This is a genomic window from Labilithrix luteola (assembly GCF_001263205.1).
GTDB classification, from domain to species: Bacteria; Myxococcota_A; Polyangia; order Polyangiales; family Polyangiaceae; genus Labilithrix; species Labilithrix luteola.
The window spans coordinates 5901198-5920531 of sequence record NZ_CP012333.1 but is presented as its reverse complement, the minus strand read 5'-3'; the positions used below and the strand labels follow the sequence as shown (position 1 = coordinate 5920531).

Genomic DNA, 19334 nt, shown 5'->3' with positions numbered 1-19334 from the left:
CCCTCTCAGGACGGATTGGGCTGGCGCCTGCTGTCGACCCAGACTTCGACGCCGCGTTTGAGCAGCTCGTCGACCACGGCTTGTTCTTCGTCCGTGAGGCCGCCACCCATGCTGGCCTTCTTCAACTTGCGGCAAGACAGGAGCGCCTCGAGCTCGGTGAACGCGACGTCGATATCGACCACCTCGAGCTCGGCAAGCTCACCGAGCGGCGCGATCTTGAGATTCTTCCGTGAGAACTCATCATCGAGCTTCAGCGTCTTCAGGTTCTTGCAGGCGCCGATCCCTTCCAGCGAGCGAATCTTGAGCTTCTTGAGGTTGTCGCGGAAGATGTTGTTGCCTTCGCCACCGCCGAACACGCTCTGGTAGACGAGGTCACCGCCGTCGGGGTTGATCTCGTCGACCGCCGCGAGCTGCTCCTCGGAGAGTTCGAGCTTGTCGAAGTAGTCGAGCACCTTCGTCATGCGCTTCGTCAGATCGCCGATCTTCGCGAACGGCGCATCGTCGAAGGTGTAGAGCCCCTTTTCCATCAACACGGAGATCACGGCCAGCTTCAGGTTGCGATCCATCATGTGATCCTACGGCACGAGCCTTGGGCTCTTCCCCGAGAATCTTGCGCCCGCGCCGGTCACAACTGTGTCTCCGGCACGCGACGAACGACAACGCCGGCGGCCCTTCTCGCGGGAGAATAGCCGCCGGCGCGGGTCTCACGATTCGGGGCTCAGAGCTGGAACGTGTACCCTGCACCTAGTCCGACGCCGAGGTACGTCTTCTCGCCGTCTTCCTTGCCGAGCAGATTGTACATCGTGAGCTGGGCACGGATGTCGATCGGGAGCTCCTTGCTGATGACGTAGCCTGCGCCGATATTGGCGCCGAAGCGCGTCTGGCTGTCGGACGAAACGCTCACTCCCCCGCCGCTCACGTGGCCCGTGATGATATTGAGACCGACCTCGGCTCCCGCGTAGAGACCGGCCTTGGGCTCCATGAAGAAGTAGCGAGCGCCCGCCCAGATTGGAACGGTGGTCACACTACTGTCGACTTGGCCTACCGATTTGGAGAAGGCGAAGAGGTAGCCGATACGACCGGTCACTTCGAGCGCGGGGATGACCCGATAACCCGCGCGGAAGAGCGGTCCGATCTGCGGGCCCGTGGCGTCTGCCAAGTCACCCGTTGGGATGAGGAACAGAAGATCACCACCGAGTCCGATCTTCTTGCCGTCGTCACCATCGTCGGTCTTCGCAGGCGCATCGGCGCTGGTCGGATTCGCGGCCACACCAGGTGCCGCGCCTGCAGGCGGCGCACCTTGAGCGAACGCACTGCTGGCAAAAAGAAGGCTGCCGAAGGCCAAAGCAAACGTCACGATCTTACGCATGAAGTCTCCCCTCGATTTGGGGGGCTGAATGCCGAGCGTGAGGGAACGGACTTCTCTCCGTCTCGCCCGACGAAGCCCAATCGTTCGACGGAGGACTATCTCAGACCGTGCAAAGGTCGGCAGCATTTTCGGCCGGACACAACCCATCGCGCGGTCGTGCCGCAGAGCCGAGTTTGCTGGAATCCGTTACGCGTGAAACGGTCAGACCGCTTACCGGCTCATCGACTCATCTGCGGACGCAGGATGGACGCAGGCACGAGCGTGAATGCCAAGCCCACGGCGAGACCGACGACGCCGCCCGCACCGACGCACGAACAGCCGAGCGCTCCGATGAGCCCCGCGACGAGCGACGCGCTCCCGAAGAACGTGAGCTTCGACGTCACGTGCCTGCCGGCGCGTGCGATGAGCAGCCCAGCGAGCAGACCTCCACCCGTACACGCAGGGACGCAGAGCGAAACGCACTCGCTGCCCGTGCAGACGTGACCGTACGAACGCGCCGCGAGCGCGAGACCGAGCGGCATGAGGCCCGCGAGCACGCCGGGGAACACAGCGCGTCCGAACGACTGTCCGCGCCACAAGAAGAACCACGACGACGCGAGAAGCGCCACGCCGAGACCTAGCGCGAGAGACGGCGTGGTTCCCAGGCAGACGGCGAGAAGCGCGGTGGCCGCGAGCGGGGCGGCGAACATCGCAGCGCGCGCGGCACGACCTCGCTCGTACGAGCGGAGTGCCATCTTCAGAGCGGCAGCTTGATCAATCGCCATAGAGCCTTCTCCACGTTGCGCGCAGTCGGTCGAGTGCGCGCTCCTTGCGCTTGCGGAACGTCGAGCCCTCGGCGCCGACGCCCATCTCTTCGAAGAACGCCGCGCGAAGCGTCTCCTGATCCAGAACCGAGAGCTCACCGAGCGAGGTTCGAACGGCCTCCGAAAGGCCTCTCAGCACCGCATGCTCTTCGGGATCCCGGTCGCGTGAAGCAACGCCGTCGTGAACGTCTTGCGTCAGCACGTCTTCACGGCGTCGCTGCCGCTGACGAAGCACCGTCCGGCACTCCCAACCGGTGATCGACAGCGCCCAGGCAAGTGCGGGCCTGTCACGATCGAAGTCCGACGCCTGTGCGAACAACTTCGCCATCGCCTTCTGCGCGACGTCGTCGGCATCGGCGGACGCGCCGAGCGTCTTCTCGGCGAACGCGACCATCACGGGCCAGAGCGCCGCGAAGACGCGGGCGCACGCATCTCGATCGCCATCCGCGAGACGCGCCATGTCGGCGTCGAGCGTTCGGATCGAGGAGCGTTCATCCATCGCGTCTTCGCATGCGCATACCAGCGGAGGGCCGAACCCAAAAGCCCAGCCTTACCCGACACGCTCGAGCGTTCAGCGCTCCGCGACGTGGTTGTCGGCGCCTTCCGCGGCGTTCTCACCCGCGTTGGCGACGTGTTTGCCGTGAGCGCCGCCCTTGCAGCACGGAGCGCCCGGCTTGCAGCAGGCCGCTCCCGGCGCGCAGCAATCGCCGGCAAAGTACGAGTTGGCCGCGAAGGCGCCGGTTCCGAGAACCGTGAACACCATGAGCCCGGTCGAGATCTTCCGCCAATGGGTACGGATGAGGTTGATCATTGAAGCGTTTCCTCCTGCACCTTGAATAGGCGCGGAAGAACAGCTCCGTGACAGCCCGCCCGGACGATTTCTGGGGGCATTTTCCCGCAGAATCAGGCCATTTCAGCCCTGGCTAGGCCAGTTTGGGTATGCTGATGAAATGCATTGTGCGCTCTGCCGCGAACCCATGGCCTACGTCCACGGTCACGCTGCCTGCGTGCGTAACGGCTGTCCGATGTTCGGAGTGAACCAGGCCGAGTGCTGCAGTGGAGAAACGGCCGCGTGCGGTCCCCTCACCGTCGAGGTCGCCGCAACCCGGGCCGTCTCACCGCGTAACGCCCGCTCGTCCTGAACCGAACGAGGTGCGGGGGGTGAACGCAACGACGTTCGGGTGAGCCCACGCCGGCAAGACACGCTCGCCGCAAGAAGCTCGGAGGATACAACGACGCCAGCGTGGCCGTTCCCTTGCACACGAGGCCGACGGGAGGTGTGCATGCTTCGTAGAGACTTGGCTTTTGTCGGAGTGTTTCTCCTCGGCTGCGCGGCCATCGCGCAAGGGTGCGGAGGAAGCGAGGCGAGCGTGACGCCCGCATCCACGAACAACGCGAGCAACGACGGGGGTGATGAAGACGGTTCACCCACGAGCGGTGACGCATCGTCGGACGACGGCGGCGAAGCCGTCACTGACGGTGGGTCGAACATCGATCCCGATGCCGGTGACCCATCCGACGATGCGGGCACCGACGGTGGGCCCTGCAACACGCTAGCGAACGAGGGACAAGCGGTGACCTCGACGTGTGCTTCCGTCAGGCCGCCCACGCACGGCGGAGCGCTCGTCGGCGGCACCTATCTCCTCGAGTCCGTCGTGGCCCTCGGGGCGCCGAACTTCTGCCAGAATCAGTTCCTGCCGACCGGCTTCCGCGAGACGCTCGCTCTCACGGTCGACGGCGCGGGCGTCGGCACGGTCCAGACCGTCGCGCGGATCGCCAATACCGGCACGCACCATCGAACGTTCACGCTCGCTCCCGGTGCGGGTGGAACGTCACCGGCGTCCAACACCGGAACGTGCCCCGTCTCGGCCGCTGCGCCCCTGCCCTACAATTCCGAGACGAGGCTCAACAAGCAGGTCCTCGAGCTCCTGCAGCCCTACGGCAAGTCACTCGCCATCTATCGCTTCGTGAAGAAGTAGTCAGCGAGCAGCGACGCCGACGTCGGGGACGTGAGTCACGATCCCGCCGTCGGCATCGCGGCCGTGCATGCCGCGAGCGAAGTCGCCGCCTGATTCAGGCGAGCGTGCTGCGCGCGATGACGATGCGCTGAACTTCGCTCGTACCTTCGTAGATCGTGGTGACGCGGGCGTCGCGCACGTGGCGCTCCGCGGCGAACTCACGCGTGTAGCCGTAGCCGCCGTGGATCTGCACGTTCTCGTTGGCGATGCGGTTCGCCGCTTCGGTGGCGAACAGCTTGGCCATCGAGGCCTCGCGCGAGAACGGGCGGCGCTGCTCCTTGAGCCACGCGGCGCGCATCGCGAGCAGGTCCGCCGAATCGAGGGCGAGCTTCATGTCAGCGAGCTTCCACTGGATGGCCTGGAACTCGCCGATCGACTTGCCGAACTGCTTGCGATCCTTCGCGTACTGCACGGCCTCTTCGAGCGCCGCGCGCGCGATGCCGATGGCCTGCGAGGAGATGCCGATGCGGCCACCGTCGAGCGCCATCATGGCGATCTTGAAGCCGCCGTTCAGCTCACCGAGCAATGCCGACTCGGGCACGCGGCAGTTCTCGAACGAGAGGCTCACGGTGTTCGAACCGCGGATGCCCATTTTGTCTTCGGCCTTGCCGATCTTGAGACCCGGCGTGCCGCCTTCGACGAGGAAGCACGAGACGCCGCGCGTGCCGGGGAGCTTCTCGCGCTCACCCGTGCGTGCCCACACGACGATGACGCCGGCGTGCGCGCCGCTCGTGATCCACTGCTTCTGGCCGTCGATGACCCACGAATCGCCCTCTTTGCGGGCCGTCGTGCGCATCGAGCCGGGATCACTTCCCGCTTCGGGCTCCGAGAGACCGAACGAGCCCGCGACGTACTCACCGCTCGCGAGCTTGGGGCAGTAGTTCGCCTTCTGCTCCGGCGTGCCGAACGTGGCGATGACTTCGCCGACCATGTTGGTGACCGCCATCGTCACAGCCGTCGAGGCGCACGCACGCGCGACCTCTTGCATCGCGAGCGCGTACGCGACGGGACCGGCCTGCGCGCCGCCGAACTCCTCGGGCACGTTGACGGCCATGAGGCCGAGGTCGGCCAGGCCTTTGAGGATTTCGCGAGGGAAGCGCTCCTCTTTGTCGATGGCCGAAGCCTCCGGCATGATCACGCGCGTCGCGTAGTCACGCGCCGCCTTCTGCACCATCGTCTGCGTTTCGTTCAGCGAGAAATCCATCGCAAAGCCTCGAAAGCGGCCCCCAGAAATCGGACGTCGAAAACGACCGAGCCCGATCGAAAATCGTCGGGCTCGGAAGGAGTGTCAGAGTGTGAACGAGACCTTCGCCGCGTAGCTGCCCGGACTCGGGAGCTTCAGGTCCTTGATGGCGTCGACCACGCAATCGGCCTGAGCCGCGGCTTCCTTGGTCGACGTGGCGATGCCGAGCGCCTGGAACTTCCCGCCGCCATCGGCCTTGTGCTGTTTGTTCGACTGCTTCGGCGTGGGCTTGCCGCCCTTGCCGTTCGGCTTCGCGTTGCGGTCTTCGGAGCCGTCGTTCGTTGCCACGCCGTCTTCCACGACGTAGGCGGTCAGTCGATAGTCGCCCTTGCCGCCGGCGCGGCACTTGTCGACGTCCTTCTTGATCGACTTCGACGCGTCGAGCGGCACGACGACCTTCTCGGGTCCCCACGAGGTGGGCTCACGCTCACCGCCCGGGCCCCAGCCGAAGCCGTAGCGCACTTCGGCTTCGCCACCTTCGGGCTTCGGCCACTGCGCGCTACGGAAGACGTCGAGGATGCACTTCTCGCTTGCGCGATCGCCGACCGTGGTCTCCTCGAAATAGCCGTAGCGGACGCGACCGTTGCCATCGACGCGAAGAAAGACCTTCACGTCGCCGGTGAGGTACTCGACCCGATCGCGACCTTCCTTGTGGCAGGTCTCGATGCGGTCTTGCAGGCGATTGAACGTCTGCTCGACCGCACGCTGGTCGATCGAACCGAGCTCCTGCGCGACCTGCGGGGTGGAGGCAGGGCGCGTGGTCGCCGTTTCTTCGTGCGCGGGTTCCTCGACCTTCGGTGGAGGCGTGCTGCCGCCACAACCAACGGCCGAGAGAAGGAGCAGACCCGTGAACGGAAGGAGCGCCTTCATGCCTTGAGCAAGCTCGCCGCGATGACGATGCGCTGAATCTCGCTCGTGCCTTCGTAGATCTCGGTGATGCGCGCGTCGCGGTAGTGGCGCTCGACCGGGAACTCCGTCGAATAGCCGTAGCCGCCGTGGATCTGGATGGCCTTGTGGGCCACGCGCGTCGCCATCTCGCTCGCGTAGAGCTTCGCTTCCGCGCTCTGCATCGAGTGACGCGTTCCGGCGTCCTTCATGCTGGCCGCGCGCCAGGTGAGGAGACGGGCTGCGTCGAGCTCCACGGCCATGTCGGCGAGCATGAACTGGATGGCCTGGTGCTGCGAGATAGGAACGCCGAAGCTCTTTCGCTCCTTGGCGTACGCAACGCTCGTCTCGAGCGAGGCCTTCGCGATGCCGAGCGCCTGCGAGGCGATGCCGATACGGCCGCCGTCGAGCGTGGCCATCGCGACCTTGAAGCCTTCACCGACGTTGCCGACGACCGCGCTGTCCGGCACCTTGCAGTTCTCGAAGAACACGGTGCAGGAGTGCGCGCCGTGGATGCCGAGCTTGTGGTCCGGCGAGGCCTGCGTGTAGCCCGGCGTGCCCTTCGGCACGAGGAAGGCCGTGTGCTTCACCTTCGAACCGCTGCGGTCCGTGATGGCGAAGACGAGGATGTAGTCGGCGTGAGGACCGTTCGTGATCCAGTTCTTCGCGCCGTTGATGACCCAGCCGCCGTCGACCTTCTCGGCGCTCGTGGCCATCGTCTGCGCGTCGGAACCGCTCATCGGCTCGGTGAGGCCGAAGCAACCGAGCTTCTCGCCCTTCGCGCACGCCGTGAGGACCTCTTTCTTCTGCTCGGGCGTGCCGAACTTGTAGATCGGGTCGCAGAAGAGCGAGTTGTTGACGCTCATGATGACGCCACACGAAGCGCACGCCGCACTGATCTCCTCCATGACGAGGGAGTAGGAGACGTTGTCGAGGCCGGCGCCGCCGTACTCCTCGGGGATCGCCATGCCGAGGAAGCCGAGTTCGGCCATCTTCGCGACGATCTCGCTCGGCCAGCGACCGGACTTGTCGATCTCGGCGGCCTTCGGCGCGATCTCGCGGGCGGCGAAATCACGGGCGGTGTCACGGACAAGACGCTGCTCTTCGGTGAGATCGAAATCCATTGCCCCTCTCTTTAGGTGGGGCGGACGCTGGTTTCAACAGCGGACTGGCACGCTTCTTCCAGCGAGTCTTCCGACGGCTCTTCCAACCGACGAGGATAGTTCCAGGATGGCTCGAGGGCGCTCGTCGGAGCTAGCGAGCGACGAGCACGGCCACCACGAAAAGCCCCACCGCGGCGACGGTAAGCGCGGCCCAGGAAACCGTTTTGCGAAGCCGGTCCTGGCGCGCCTCTTCGAGCAACTCGGCCGGCGGTGGCATGCGCCGCGTGGTGATTTCGGCACCATGTAGGACGCTCTCCGCGCGCTCGAGGAAGGCCTGCCACTCGTCGGGCGTCAGGCCGATCGTCCGCTTGAAGCGCAACCGGTAGACGAGCGCGACATGGTTCCAATCGCGAAGCTCGGCCCACTGCTCGACACCGTTGACCGATCCGGCGACGACCTCTCCCGCGCCCTTGGTCAGCGAGCGCAGTCGCAGGTGCTGGAGTGCGCGCTTGCCGCCCCCCGTCGAGGGGCCCTCCGGCGCGAGGAGCTCGGGCTGGTAGGCGAGCTTGCCGACGCGCACGTCTTTGAGCTGCGCGTTGACGTCGTCCGCGAGCGTCGTGAACTTTCGCGTCATCCGCGTCTTGAGCGCGTCGAGCTCGCGCGGATCACCAGCCGGCCCAGCCACCATCGAACTAGCCTAACACGGATAGCTCACACGCCGCGCAGCGACGCGGCGCCAACGAGCACGATCAGGAGCCGCGAAGGGTCGACGCCACGCGGAAGGCGACGGCCGCCGCGAGCAGCAGCACGACGACGAAGATCACGACCGCCGTCATCGAAATTTTCCCCGCTGCTTTGCGCTGCGCGAGGAGCTCCGGCGGCGTCTCGATCTGCGTCGCACGAATGCGCGCGAGGTTGAGGACGATCTTCGCCTTGGAGAGGAAGTCCGCGTACTCGTCCCCCGTGATCTCGAGGGGCCGCCGGAAACGCACTTCGTGCAACACGGCGACGTGCTCGAACGTGCGGAGCTCCGCGGTGCTGATCACCGGATCGACGGTGCCAGCGACGAGGACCGGATAGCCTTTGCGGCGAGGCACGAGACACAGATTCTGGCGTGCTTGCTTGCCGCCACCGGTCGAAGGCCCTTCGGGTGTCGAGAGCTCGACGACGTAATCGCCGGCACCGATGTGGAAGCCGTCGAATCCGTCGGTCACCGATTCGGCAAGCGATGCAGCCTGGTTGGCCACCCGCGTGCGCAACGCTTCGAGCTCGCTCCGATCCGTCACCCCACCACCATACTCGAAGACACGCGCTCGAGCATGACGATGCCAGGCACTTCGGCGGCCCGTTCGACGAGACGCGCCTTGGGGCGGATTGCAACGGGCACCCTCGCCTCGCGAAGCATGGGCACGTCGAAGGCGTTGTCGCCGAAGGCCGCGTAAAGCGTCCGAGTTCCGAGCTTCTCGCGAAGGCGCGTGACCTTGCCGGGCCCGTACGGAATCGGGCGATGCACCGACGACTGGACGACTCCCCGCTCGTCACGGTGCTCGGTCGCCGACACGACGTGCGCCAGCTCGATGCCGACGAGCTTCGCCGCCTGCTCGACGATGGCCCTCGGAGACGCGCTGACGAGATAGACGGAGAGCGCACGCGCGCGCGCCCAGGCAACGACGCGATGAGCCTCCTCGTGGAAGCGACTGGCGAGCGCGATGCTCGTGACCACGCGCGAGGCGAAGGCATCGAGCTCGGCGCCCGTCCAGCCCGCACACACCCACGTCATGATCTCGCAGATGCGTTCTTCCGGAAACGAGCCGGCCAGGTAGGCGGCGTGGAGGCGGCGCGCGACGTCGGTAGGTGTGCCGTTCGGATCGACACCGTGCGCCTTGGCTTCATCGGCGAGTGCGTCGCGAGCTCCAGCGCCCGTGTGATTGCCTTCGAGAAAGGCGTGGAAGAAGTCTTCCCCGATGTCCCCCGACCAGAGGGTGCCGTCGCCATCGAAGGCGATCGCACCGCCGGGCTCGCGCTCCGCATGACGTTCGATGCGCTCGAGAACCTCGTCGACTTTCGCGCTCTGCACACTCCGAGAATACACGGCTCGCCGCACGCCTTCACGGTCCGTGCAAGTGGTCGCCGCAGTAGCAGGCCCGGCCGTGGTCCGCGTCCTGCTTGGCACCGAGGCATGAGGTGCACGTGCTGGTTCGGCGTCTTCGCCGCGGTCCCGGTCCTCCTCGTCGTGGCGTGCGGCACCGAAGCGGCGCCGATCCCCGATGCCGTCCCCGAGGACAGGCCCTCTTCGCCGAAGGTGCGCGACGCAGGCCGCGAAGCCGAGACGGGACCGACGGCGGATCCGCAACCGACCTACCCGTTCGTCCCGGCGTGCGTCCCCCAGCCCTCGTGCGACGACCCGAGCGCCCCTGTGCCCGAACGCGCACGCCCCTTCACCAACCTGCTTTCGGAGGCCCTCGTGCGGCTGGGCGAGCCGCGACACCGCGGGCGCGACGGGATCTACGCAACGGGAGACACGCAATGGATCCTCGGCAAGATTGCCTACGGCGCCGCGGACGTTCCGCTCGTCGACGAAGACGTCGACGTTTACGTCGAGCGCGACTGTGATCCCAGCCGACCGTGGGAGAAACTCGGCACGGCGGTCACCACGTCAGGCACGCTCCCGACGATCGAGAACGTTCCCGACGACGGTGGCCACATCTACTTCGCCGTTCCGCAAGCCCAGGCACTCGCGGAAGGACGACACCGGGTCCGGCTCGTCGTCGCGGGAGATCTGAGCTTCACCGAGCTGATCGTCGACATCGTCGCGAAGGAAACGCCGCTGCTCGTCAGCACCATCGACGGAACGCTGACCGACGACTCCGGCAACGGTCGCTCGGACGACGACATGCTCTTGGAAAGCAAACTTCCTGGCGCACGCGAAGATGCGGCCGCCGTATTTGCCAAGCTCGCCCAGAAAGGATCACGCGCCATCTACGTAACGCCCCGGTCGGGTCCGCTGACCGGTCGAACCCGCGAGTTCCTGGCGCAGAGCGGCTTTCCCATCGGGATCGTCCACACGCTGCCGAGCATGCGCGACGGCGATCCGACGCGTCAGCTGACCGACGAGATCGCGCTGCTCCGTGCCCACGGCTTGACCGTCGAATGGGCCTTCGGGGGCTCGAGCAACGACGCGAGCGCCTACGCGAACGCCAACGTCCCCCCCGACCGCCGCATCTTGATCGACACCGACGCGCAGGGCGGGCGACGCATCCAGAGCTACGAGGAGCTGCTCTCCACCGCAAACGCCTCCGCGGAGCTCTGCTTGTAGTCCTTCTCGGCGAAACGTCACCGCTTCGGCGGCTTGCCGCGACCGAAGGGGCGCGGACCGCGTGAATCGTGCGGTTGGGCGTCACGAGGACGTCCATCGCGCGCCCGCGGAGCGGCCTCTTGGAACGGCCTTCCGTTCGAAGGCCCGCCCCTCGAAGGCCCCGCGTTCGAGGCAGGACCACGAGCTGGACCGCGGTTCGGTGGGCCGCTTCGCGCCGGGCCGCGCGTCTGAGGAACGCGAGCCAAACGATCGGCGGCGCCCTCCGGCGGGACGAGGTGCTCGGGACCGCGCCCGATGAGATCGCGCCGGCCGGCCTTCACGAGCGCCTCGCGGGCCAGGGGCCAGTGCTGCGCATCCCAGTAGAAGATGAGCGCCTTCATCATCCGCTTCTCGCGCAGATCACGTGCGGTATACACCTGATCGCCGGAGAGCGGGTCGAGCCCGGTGTAGAACATCGTGGTGGCCACGGCCATGGGCGTGGGGATGAAGTCCTGCACCTGGCGCGGGCGCATGCCGTTGTTCTTCAGGTAGATGGCGAGCTCGATGGTGTCTTTCAGCGTCGAGCCCGGATGACCGGTGATGAAGTACGGAACGAGGAACTGCTCCTTGCCCGCCTCTTCGCTCGCCTGACAGAACTGTTGAGCGAAGCGCTCGTAGCTCTTGATGCTCGGCTTCTTCATCTTGTCGAGCACGTCGTCGTTCGAGTGCTCGGGCGCGACGGAGAGCTGGCCGCCCGTGTGGTGCTGCGCGAGCTCGCGAATGAACTCGGGGCTGCGCTCGGCGAGGTCGTAGCGAACGCCCGACGCGATGAAGACGCGCTTGATGCCCTTTTCGCTCCGCACCTTCCGCATCAACGAGATGAGCGGCGCGTGATCGGTGACGAGGTTCTCGCAGATGCCAGGATGCACGCAGGAGAGACGGCGACACGCGTTCTCGGTGCGCTCGTCTTTGCACGTCATCTTGTACATGTTCGCGGTGGGCCCACCGAGGTCGGTGAGGACGCCGCTGAAGCCTTCCATGCGCGAGAGCTGGCGAACCTCGCGAAGCACGCTCGCCTCGCTACGGCTCTGGATGATGCGCCCTTCGTGCTCGGTGATGCTGCAGAAGGTGCAGCCGCCGAAGCATCCACGCATCGTGACGATGGAGTCCTTCACGGTGTTGAAGGCGGGGATGGGCTCCTTGTACGAAGGATGCGGCGCGCGCGCGAACGGGAGGTCGTAGAGCCCGTCCATCTCCGATTCGTCGAGCGGCTCGGCCGGCGAGTTGAAGTAGACGGCCTCTTCGCCGTGGACCTGCAGCAGCGGACGCCCGTTGTGCGGGTTCGTCTCGTACTGGAGCGCACGCGACATCTTCGCGAACTGCTCCTTGTCCTTCACGACCTCGTCGTACGAGGGCAGGACGAGGAGCTTCTTGTCGAGCACGAAGCGACTCTGATCGGCGAGCAGCGGCTCCCACTCGCGACGGTTCTTCTTCACGTGCGCGGTGCCGCGGATGTTCGTGAGCGCAGACACCGGCTCGCCCGCATCGAGGCGCTTGGCGATCTCCCACGCGGGACGCTCGCCCATGCCGAACACGAGGAGATCTGCCTTGGCATCGAGCAGGATCGAACGACGAACCTGGTCCGACCAGTAGTCGTAGTGTGCGATGCGCCGGAGCGAGGCCTCGATGCCGCCGAGCACCACGGGTAGCCCCGGGAACGCCTGGCGACAGAGGTTCGAGTACACGATGGTCGCTCGGTTCGGGCGCATGTTCGCGCGACCGCCCGGCGAGTACTGGTCTTCGCTCCTCACCTTCTTCTGGGCGGTGAGCTTGTTGAGCATCGAGTCCAGGTTGCCGGCGGCAACGCCCACGAAGAGGCGCGGGCGCCCCATGCGTGCGATGTCTTCCGGCGAGTCCCACTTCGGCTGCGCGATGACGCCGACCTTGTAACCGCGTCCTTCCAGGAACCGCGCGATGAGCACCGGACCGAAGGCGGGATGGTCGACGTAGGCGTCGCCCGAGACGATGAGAATGTCGAGCTCGCGCCAACCTCGAGCATGCATTTCCTCGCGGGTTGTCGGGAGGAAACGGCTGCTGTGGCGAGGGTTCCTGCCGAGCTGCACGACGGACTGCATAGGACGGCAGGATATGCCGCAGAACCGCCGCGGCCGCCAATCCTTCAGCGGCTTTTGCGCACAAAATAGGAGCCGCACGCACGGCCGGAGCGAGCGGAAGCGGAGACAGGTCCGATTCCGGGTAGCTCGTGCCGTGCGCGCGGCGTCTTCGGTGCCTAATTACGCGATCAGAACGATTCAGCGGCGGCGGAAGTCGCCGTGCGACTTGTCCTTGCCGTCGCCACGCAACATCTCGGGGATACGGGTGACGTTGTCCTTGAGATAGGCAACGACCTTCTCCGCCGTCGGACGATCAAGACCAGCACGCTGCGTGAGCTCGTTAATGAGACGTTCCATGATGGATTCCTCCGGTGACGGCGGGGGATTCAGCAACTCCGAGGCCGGACGAGGGCGTTCCGGAGACTGTTCGGGAAAGGCATCCGGGCCCCAGTTCCCAGCCCCCGAACGGGCAGGACGGCCACGCCCTGACCCGCCTCGCTTGGGGCGTCCTTCGACGAGGCCGTGCGTCGTCGTCCGAGAGCGTGGTATTTCCGTCTCATGGGAAGCGCGCGGCGAGTCGCGATCATCGGGGGCGGGGCATGGGGACTGGCGCTAGCAACGGCTGCAGCGGCGGCGTGCGGCGAAGGGGAGGTCGTTCTTTTCTCGCGACGCGACCACGCATCGGACACGCCACGCGGCGTCCGGGTGGTGCACGATCTCGCGGAGGCTGCACGACACGCACGCCTGATCGTCCTGGCCGTGCCGACGGCCGCCTGCCGCACGGTGGCGCGCGCACTCGGCGATCACATCGACGGAAGTCACTACGTCGTGCACGGCGTGCGTGGCCTCGAAGGCGAGGACCTCGCGACCGTCTCCGAGATCGTCCGCGACGAGACGCCCTCGCACCGCACCGGCGCCCTCGGGGGCCCGGCGCTCGCGCAGGACCTCGCGGCCGGCCGACCTTCGGTGCTCGTCACCGGTTCGCGGTTCCCCGAAGTCAACGAAGCGGTGGTCGGCGCCTTCGGGTCCCCCACCCTTCGCGTGTATCCTACCCGTGACCTCCTCGGCCTCGAGTGGGCAAGCGCTCTCGTCGGTTGCCTCACGCTCGCCGTCGGCTATGCGCAGGCCTTGAAGATGAGCCCTGGCCTCGTGGCCGCGCTCATTTCACGCGCGATCGGTGAAGCTTCGCGCATCGCGGCGGCGGCGGGCGGTGAAGAGAAGACGCTGCTCGGCCTCGCCGGTTACGGCGACCTCCTCGCGTCCATCGCGCAGGCCGAGCGCCCGGAGATCCTGGTCGGCGCCGCACTCGCCAAAGGGCTCCCCCGCGCGGAGGCCGTCAAGGCGAGCGGCCTTCGCGTCGAGGCCGTCGAGCTCATTCCGCGCGTCTCGCATTGGGCCGAAGCCCGAGGCGTTCGCGCCCCCATCTTCCGCGCGCTCGCCTCGGGCGTCGTCGAAGGCCGCAAGGCCGACGCGATCCTCCTCGAGCTCATGACCCTCCCCGTCGAGCTGGACGCATAACGGAAAGACGACGGAAAGACGTCCCGGGACATCGTGACCCGACCGGAACGTCGATCGCCGACGTCCGCGGACCTTCCCCGGCGACCCACACATCGAACGGGAAGGTCCGCGGACCTTCATTTTCGACGCAAACGGCCGAAAAACCGGTTCCCGGACGTCGCCGACGTGGCGATGCGCCGCAAATGGGAGGTCCCGGGACATCGTCCACGCTCACGAAGGTCGAGCGACGAGGTCCCGGAACATCACGCGTGCCACTTACCGACGTCGGCTGAGCCTCAAGGGACGCCGGCCGTAAGCTTGTTCTCGGCCTCGGGGTCCGAAGGACGCGCGCAGCGGAAGCCAGCACGCCCGTACTTCGTGAGCGGCACGAATCCTCCGTCGAAGTTGCCTCCACGCATGGTGGTGGCATCGAAGTGCGCGGTCTCGTAGCTGCCGTTACGGCCCCATGGGTGATTGGTACTCGCGGTGATCGCGCCGTTGACCGCCATCACCTCCATGACGTTGCCGAGGAGATCGCGGTGACCAAAACGGCCGGCGCCGTCCGGGTAACGGCCAGGCGGCGCCACAGCAACGCTCTGGTCGTTGGCGGCGTCGACGTTCGACTCGGCCGTGATGGGCACGGTCGCGCGTCCTTCGATCGGCGCGATCAAATCGTAGATGGTGATGCCTGCGTAGTTCCACGACAGGTTCGCGCGGCGGAGGCGCTGAAGGGCGAGCGTCTTTTGCGGATCGGATTGGAAGTATGCGTTGTAGGTGCTGTAGCTCGAAGGTGCAGGCGTGAAGCCCGTCGGCGGCGAGAGCACGTTGCCGCCGAAGACGCTGAAGCCGATCGCTCGCGTCGCAACGTCCGAGCCCCACGGGTAAGGACGGCCGGTGTTGCCGCCATTGTTTCCGTACGCCGCGAAGTAGTCGTCGAGCGTCTCGAGCCGGCCGCCGTCCCACGCGCAGAAGGCCGCGTAGATGTAATAGGTCCCGCAATTCATCGCCTTCTCGGCGAGTCGATCCGGCGGGACGAGGTGCTGCGTTTCCTTCACGATGAGCTGCGTCCGCTCGGCGTCCGTCAGGTAGAAGGTGCGCGCGCCGTACGCGCCGGCGTTCATGTTGCAGGCGTAGCCGTTGGGGCCGCCCGGTCCATCGTTGTAGCGGTAGCCGCTGACGTGGCTCAGCGCGCCGTAGTTGCACGGAACGTTGCCGTTGTTGTTCGGGTTGCACTGGTCGGTGCTGTCGGGCTGCGTCCAGCCCGTCGGCAGATACTTATCGAGCGCGACGGGTAGTTGCTCGGGCGCCATGATGTTGGCGCGGTTCGCCACGACCCAGCCCTGGACGTTGCCGTTCACTGCGTCGAGAAACTTGCGCACGCGCCCCGTGGTGACCTGGTACTTGTCGAGGCGGACGACGCGCGTGCTCGAGTAGCCGTTCTCCGTGTACGCCGCGGTCTCTGCGCTCAGGCAGCAGTCTTCGTTCGCGTTCGTCGGCGACGTCGCGTCGCCGGTTCCGCAGGTGCTGCCGCCGTGCTGGTTCACGCAGCTACGGGCCGCGGCGCAGACCTTGTTGTAGTTGCAGCCGCCGCTGAGACAGTCGACGTCGGCGAGGCAACTCTTGGTGCTCTTGCACTTGCCGGCCTTGGTGTCCGTGCCGCCGGCCGTGGACGATCCGCAGTCCACGTCGGTCTCGTTGCCATTCTTGACGCCGTCGTTGGGCTTGGGATCGAGGCACTTCTTGGTGGCGTCGTCGCAGACGCCTTCCTTGCAGTCCGCAGCCACCTTGCAAGCCTTGGTCGGCAAGCACTTCGTCGGGCACGAGCCACCGCAGTCGGTGTCGGTCTCATCGGCGTTCTTGACGTTGTCCGTGCACGTCGGGGCAGCGCAAACCTTGTTCACGCAGCTGCCGCTATCGCAGTCGGTGCCGGCGACGCACGCCTTGCCATCGACGCAGAGCTTTGCCTTCGTGTCGACGCCGCCGGCCGTTCCCGAGCCGCAGTCGACGTCCGTCTCGTTGCCGTTCTTGACGTTGTCCGAGCTCGTGGGCGCGGCGCACTTGTGATCGGCGCCGCAAACCTTGTCGAGGCAGTCGGAAGCTGCCGCGCAGGTCTTGTTGGTTCCACACGGCGCGCAGGAGCCGCCGCAGTCGACGTCCGTCTCGGTGCCGTTCTTCACCTTGTCGACGCACGCGGCAGACACGCATCGACCTTGGTCACAGTGACTGCTCTTGCACATCGCGTCGCCGGTGCAGGCGTCGCCTTCGTTGCACGGCGGTGAGGTGCACTGCGTCGGCTCGTTGCCTGACGAGCCCGACGAGCCGCTCGACCCCGACGAGCCACTGGAGCCATCGGCGCCGGTCGTTCCCGACGAGCCGCCCTCCTCCTCCGACGACCCCGAGCATGCTGCCAACAAGAACGCGCCGAGAACGAACGCAGGAATGGATCGCCGCATGGATCACAATGCTGACAACCCCGGCGGCAACCGGTCAAGGCAGACTCCGCGGTGTCATCCGTGCAGGCGACAGTCCTTCGAGCCGGTCTCGCCTGGTCTAGCCTCGTCTGCGCGGCGAACCATCCGGATGCTTGGTCGAATTCGCAGCGCCTCGGTGGATTGTTACGGAACCGTCATCTGACCGGTCCTCGGGCCATCGTTTCCGCCTTCGTTCAGGCTTGGTTCAGGCTTCGTTCAGTCTTCGTGCGGCGGCGGGGGGGCGGTCGAGAGAATGGCCACGCCCATTCGCTCGCGGAGCTTGCCGTAGTCGGGCGACGCCGTGAACGAGAGCAGGTCGCCGCGTTTGGTCTCGAGCGAAAGCTCGCCGATGGCCCGCGCCTCTTCCTTGATCATGCGCATCGCCACGCGCAGGTCACCGGCGAGGAGCAATCCTGCACGCGCCGCGGTGAGCTCGACGTGGCGGATCCACGCGAGAAGATCGAGCTGACCACCGCGCTCCTCGAGACGCCGAACGGCCTCCTCGAGGCGCGCCTTCTCTTCGTCCGTGAGGCGCGCACCGAGCTCGCTCCCCACGCGTGAATCGACATCGGCCGGCGGCGGAACCGAGAGCTGCGGAATCACGAGTCGCATCGACGAGAGCACGAGCGACGAAAGATCGGCGAGCGTGGGGAAGAAGACGAGCGCGTAGTGTTCGGGCCGGTAGTACGTGAGATGCCTTCCGGCGAGGAAGGCGAGCTTCTGCACGGTCATGCCGGACCGCACCTGCGGGCCGAGCGCGGTCGCGGGCTGCACGGCAGGAACGGCGGCGATGCCGCTCGGAACGTCTTCGAGCAAATAGAGGTCGGGAGCGGTGATGCCGAGAGCACGCGCCGCCCACACGAACGTGCGCACGACCGACGCCGTGCCCGCCTTGTCCTGCTTGGCCGAAGCCTCGAGGACCGGAAGCTTCTTCTTGGCACCGAGCTCTTCGAGGCGAATGGCAATCGCCGCATTCGACACCGCGCGCAAGATCTCCGCGACGAGCGGATCGGCCCCCGGCGCGCGCAGGTATTCGTCCCACCATGCTTCGTCGAGCGCGGTGGTCGGGCGAATCGGCCCCTCCGGACGGAACTGCTCGATGAGGAGCTCATGTGAAACGTCGGCGGCCGACAGCTCTTCGAGACACGTCGCGACGAGCCATGCGCGGTCGGGTCGTTGCGCCCGGGTGTGGAGGTCGAAGAGGCGACGGAACGTGTGACTGCGGAAGGGCGCGTGCATCGCCACGACCTCGAGCTCGTGCACCGCGAGCGAGCGATCGCCCTTCGCGGCATAGAGCTCGGCGAGCGAGGCGCGCGACTCGACGTCGTCCGGATAGAGCTCCACGGCCCCGCGGAACGCCTCCATCGCGCCGGGCCCGTCGAGGAGCTTGTCGCGCCTCAACGTTCCGAGCTTCTTGCACACCTCCCAAGCCCGCGCCCGATCGCCGATGCCCGCAAGCCGGTCGATGAGCCGCTCGTGCACGACGGCGAGCTCGGCCCACTCTTCACGACGCGTGCGAACCGAAAAGAGCGCGGAGAGCGCGCGGTCGTGCTGAGGATCTTCGTCGAGCGCGAGCTCCAGGAAGGCGAGCCCGCGAGGCTCTTCACGGAGGCGGCCGAGAACGATGTCGGCCTGCGCGAAGCGATAGGCGCCACGCTCGCGCGGCTTGCTCGAGATACGGCAAAGCTGGTCGAGCACGTCGAGGACGCGCGGCCACTTGCGCTCGCTCTCGTACAGCTGCCGGAGCTTGAGGAGAATGCCGACGTCCTCGGGCCTCTCGCGATCGGCCGTCTCGAGCGTGGCGACGGCCTTGTCGCGATCGTCGAGCTGGATCTCGAAGACGTCCGCGAGGCGACAGAGCTCCGAAGCGCGATCGTCGGGATGTTCGAGCGCCGCGATGCGCTTCGTCCGGTACTGCACGACACGCGGCCACTCGCGTGCCTCGACGGCGAGCGAGACGAGCCCGTCGAGCGAACGGAGGTGCGCGGGATTGACGGCGAGCGCCTTCTCGAAGTTCGTCTCGGCTTCGCGCTTCTTGTCCTGCGCGAGCTTCACCTCGGCAACGTACGCGTAGAGCGACGCCTGCGCGGAGCCGTCGGTCACGTCGATGAGAAACAGCGCCTTCTTGTACAGCTCGAGGGCGGCGTCCCACTCCTTTCGCTCGCGCGCATCGGCGGCGAGCTCGAGGATCGGTTCCACCGCCGGCATCGGCGGCAGCGATCGCGACGTGGGCGCGGGAGGAATGCGCGCACTCGACGACGGCGGACGCAGCGAGCTCTCGCGCAGCACCGGAATGCTCGGGAGGGGCTCGGGAGGAGGCATGAGCGACGGAGTCGCAACGACTCCCGGAACGCTCTCTTCGGTGACCGTCTCGTTGGCTTCGCCGAACTGCTCAGACTCCGACATGGAGCGGTAGGGTAGCTGGTCTCCCAGCCTGTCTAGGCTGGTACGAAGGGGTGGATCACGATGGACACATAGCGCGTCGCGTCGTGATGTACGCGAGGAGCGCAATATTGCTCCGATCACGGAAAACCCC

Annotated in this window: 19 protein-coding genes; 4 read left to right on the top strand and 15 right to left on the bottom strand. The window is 66.5% G+C overall.

From position 1 onward, the window contains the following. Nucleotides 1-5: 5 nt before the first annotated feature. The 5 genes from AKJ09_RS25985 to AKJ09_RS25965 all read right to left on the bottom strand — a co-directional run bounded on the left by AKJ09_RS25985 (nt 6) and on the right by AKJ09_RS25965 (nt 2983). The gene (locus tag AKJ09_RS25985) at nt 6-569 is read right to left on the bottom strand and encodes a DUF6892 domain-containing protein (protein ID WP_146650262.1); all 564 of its coding nucleotides are present in this window, start codon (nt 567-569) and stop codon (nt 6-8) included. 149 nt (nt 570-718) lie between these two features. Further along, nucleotides 719-1369, bottom strand: coding sequence for an outer membrane beta-barrel protein (locus AKJ09_RS25980; protein ID WP_169927865.1), 651 nt, complete (start codon nt 1367-1369; stop codon nt 719-721). 218 nt (nt 1370-1587) lie between these two features. Next, nucleotides 1588-2103, bottom strand: coding sequence for a hypothetical protein (locus AKJ09_RS25975; protein WP_240488591.1), 516 nt, complete (start codon nt 2101-2103; stop codon nt 1588-1590). Between the two features lie 19 nt (nt 2104-2122). Further along, nucleotides 2123-2671, bottom strand: coding sequence for an RNA polymerase sigma factor (locus AKJ09_RS25970; protein ID WP_146650256.1), 549 nt, complete (start codon nt 2669-2671; stop codon nt 2123-2125). A gap of 72 nt (nt 2672-2743) precedes the next feature. Then, entirely contained in the window at nt 2744-2983 is a 240-nt protein-coding gene (locus AKJ09_RS25965; protein ID WP_146650254.1) for a hypothetical protein, read from the bottom strand. Nucleotides 2984-3122: 139 nt separating this feature from the next. Between AKJ09_RS25965 and AKJ09_RS25960 the strand changes: the two genes are divergently transcribed. Then, nucleotides 3123-3314, top strand: coding sequence for a hypothetical protein (locus AKJ09_RS25960; protein ID WP_146650252.1), 192 nt, complete (start codon nt 3123-3125; stop codon nt 3312-3314). A gap of 141 nt (nt 3315-3455) precedes the next feature. Further along, nucleotides 3456-4151 (top strand): hypothetical protein, encoded by a 696-nt coding sequence (locus AKJ09_RS25955; RefSeq protein ID WP_205633803.1) that lies wholly within the window; start codon nt 3456-3458, stop codon nt 4149-4151. Nucleotides 4152-4245: 94 nt separating this feature from the next. Here the strand turns inward: AKJ09_RS25955 and AKJ09_RS25950 are convergent, their stop codons facing one another. From AKJ09_RS25950 to AKJ09_RS25925, 6 genes are all read right to left on the bottom strand, one after another. Further along, entirely contained in the window at nt 4246-5394 is a 1149-nt protein-coding gene (locus AKJ09_RS25950) for an acyl-CoA dehydrogenase family protein (protein WP_146650248.1), read from the bottom strand. Nucleotides 5395-5478: 84 nt separating this feature from the next. Next, on the bottom strand, nt 5479-6303 hold the full coding sequence (locus AKJ09_RS25945) for an AgmX/PglI C-terminal domain-containing protein (RefSeq protein ID WP_146650246.1): 825 nt from the start codon (nt 6301-6303) through the stop codon (nt 5479-5481). Beyond that, nucleotides 6300-7442: an acyl-CoA dehydrogenase gene (locus AKJ09_RS25940; RefSeq protein ID WP_146650244.1), complete on the bottom strand. Its 1143-nt coding sequence runs from the start codon at nt 7440-7442 to the stop codon at nt 6300-6302. Before AKJ09_RS25940 ends, AKJ09_RS25945 begins: the two co-directional genes overlap by 4 nt. 130 nt (nt 7443-7572) lie before the next feature. Then, complete coding sequence (locus AKJ09_RS25935) at nt 7573-8109, bottom strand: hypothetical protein (RefSeq protein ID WP_146650242.1); 537 nt, start codon at nt 8107-8109, stop codon at nt 7573-7575. Nucleotides 8110-8170: 61 nt separating this feature from the next. Continuing rightward, nucleotides 8171-8707 (bottom strand): RNA-binding protein, encoded by a 537-nt coding sequence (locus tag AKJ09_RS25930; protein WP_146650240.1) that lies wholly within the window; start codon nt 8705-8707, stop codon nt 8171-8173. Beyond that, a complete protein-coding gene (locus AKJ09_RS25925) occupies nt 8704-9498 on the bottom strand; it encodes an HAD family hydrolase (RefSeq protein WP_146650238.1) in 795 nt (264 codons plus the stop codon). The genes AKJ09_RS25930 and AKJ09_RS25925 overlap by 4 nt, the downstream gene beginning before the upstream one ends. Nucleotides 9499-9600: 102 nt before the next feature. Here AKJ09_RS25925 and AKJ09_RS25920 point away from each other — a divergent pair, with 102 nt between their 5' ends. Then, a complete protein-coding gene (locus AKJ09_RS25920) occupies nt 9601-10737 on the top strand; it encodes a lipin/Ned1/Smp2 family protein (RefSeq protein ID WP_146650236.1) in 1137 nt (378 codons plus the stop codon). Nucleotides 10738-10754: 17 nt separating this feature from the next. Here AKJ09_RS25920 and AKJ09_RS25915 read toward each other — a convergent pair whose 3' ends face one another. Both AKJ09_RS25915 and AKJ09_RS53290 read right to left on the bottom strand, forming a co-directional pair. Then, entirely contained in the window at nt 10755-12851 is a 2097-nt protein-coding gene (locus AKJ09_RS25915; RefSeq protein WP_146650234.1) for a YgiQ family radical SAM protein, read from the bottom strand. 177 nt (nt 12852-13028) lie between these two features. Next, nucleotides 13029-13187 carry a hypothetical protein gene (locus AKJ09_RS53290; protein WP_169927864.1) on the bottom strand — a complete coding sequence of 53 codons (159 nt, stop codon included), beginning with the start codon at nt 13185-13187 and terminating at the stop codon, nt 13029-13031. A gap of 201 nt (nt 13188-13388) precedes the next feature. On the opposite strand from AKJ09_RS53290, the gene AKJ09_RS25910 reads away from it, so the two are divergent. After that, nucleotides 13389-14348: an NAD(P)-binding domain-containing protein gene (locus AKJ09_RS25910; RefSeq protein WP_146650231.1), complete on the top strand. Its 960-nt coding sequence runs from the start codon at nt 13389-13391 to the stop codon at nt 14346-14348. 275 nt (nt 14349-14623) lie between these two features. Here AKJ09_RS25910 and AKJ09_RS25905 read toward each other — a convergent pair whose 3' ends face one another. Then, nucleotides 14624-16780 carry a hypothetical protein gene (locus AKJ09_RS25905; RefSeq protein ID WP_146650229.1) on the bottom strand — a complete coding sequence of 719 codons (2157 nt, stop codon included), beginning with the start codon at nt 16778-16780 and terminating at the stop codon, nt 14624-14626. A 234-nt stretch (nt 16781-17014) separates the two neighbouring features. After that, entirely contained in the window at nt 17015-19204 is a 2190-nt protein-coding gene (locus tag AKJ09_RS25900; RefSeq protein WP_146650227.1) for a hypothetical protein, read from the bottom strand. Nucleotides 19205-19334: the final 130 nt, after the last annotated feature.

What these genes read in the sequence shown, in the direction of transcription:
- AKJ09_RS25985 (WP_146650262.1), bottom strand. Translation starts at nt 569, where the DNA reads ATGATGGATCGCAACCTGAAGCTGGCCGTGATCTCCGTGTTGATGGAA.
- AKJ09_RS25980 (WP_169927865.1), bottom strand. Translation starts at nt 1,369, where the DNA reads ATGCGTAAGATCGTGACGTTTGCTTTGGCCTTCGGCAGCCTTCTTTTT.
- AKJ09_RS25975 (WP_240488591.1), bottom strand. Translation starts at nt 2,103, where the DNA reads ATGGCACTCCGCTCGTACGAGCGAGGTCGTGCCGCGCGCGCTGCGATG.
- AKJ09_RS25970 (WP_146650256.1), bottom strand. Translation starts at nt 2,671, where the DNA reads ATGGATGAACGCTCCTCGATCCGAACGCTCGACGCCGACATGGCGCGT.
- AKJ09_RS25965 (WP_146650254.1), bottom strand. Translation starts at nt 2,983, where the DNA reads ATGATCAACCTCATCCGTACCCATTGGCGGAAGATCTCGACCGGGCTC.
- AKJ09_RS25960 (WP_146650252.1), top strand. Translation starts at nt 3,123, where the DNA reads ATGCATTGTGCGCTCTGCCGCGAACCCATGGCCTACGTCCACGGTCAC.
- AKJ09_RS25955 (WP_205633803.1), top strand. Translation starts at nt 3,456, where the DNA reads ATGCTTCGTAGAGACTTGGCTTTTGTCGGAGTGTTTCTCCTCGGCTGC.
- AKJ09_RS25950 (WP_146650248.1), bottom strand. Translation starts at nt 5,394, where the DNA reads ATGGATTTCTCGCTGAACGAAACGCAGACGATGGTGCAGAAGGCGGCG.
- AKJ09_RS25945 (WP_146650246.1), bottom strand. Translation starts at nt 6,303, where the DNA reads ATGAAGGCGCTCCTTCCGTTCACGGGTCTGCTCCTTCTCTCGGCCGTT.
- AKJ09_RS25940 (WP_146650244.1), bottom strand. Translation starts at nt 7,442, where the DNA reads ATGGATTTCGATCTCACCGAAGAGCAGCGTCTTGTCCGTGACACCGCC.
- AKJ09_RS25935 (WP_146650242.1), bottom strand. Translation starts at nt 8,109, where the DNA reads ATGGTGGCTGGGCCGGCTGGTGATCCGCGCGAGCTCGACGCGCTCAAG.
- AKJ09_RS25920 (WP_146650236.1), top strand. Translation starts at nt 9,601, where the DNA reads ATGAGGTGCACGTGCTGGTTCGGCGTCTTCGCCGCGGTCCCGGTCCTC.
- AKJ09_RS25915 (WP_146650234.1), bottom strand. Translation starts at nt 12,851, where the DNA reads ATGCAGTCCGTCGTGCAGCTCGGCAGGAACCCTCGCCACAGCAGCCGT.
- AKJ09_RS53290 (WP_169927864.1), bottom strand. Translation starts at nt 13,187, where the DNA reads ATGGAACGTCTCATTAACGAGCTCACGCAGCGTGCTGGTCTTGATCGT.
- AKJ09_RS25910 (WP_146650231.1), top strand. Translation starts at nt 13,389, where the DNA reads ATGGGAAGCGCGCGGCGAGTCGCGATCATCGGGGGCGGGGCATGGGGA.
- AKJ09_RS25905 (WP_146650229.1), bottom strand. Translation starts at nt 16,780, where the DNA reads ATGCGGCGATCCATTCCTGCGTTCGTTCTCGGCGCGTTCTTGTTGGCA.
- AKJ09_RS25900 (WP_146650227.1), bottom strand. Translation starts at nt 19,204, where the DNA reads ATGTCGGAGTCTGAGCAGTTCGGCGAAGCCAACGAGACGGTCACCGAA.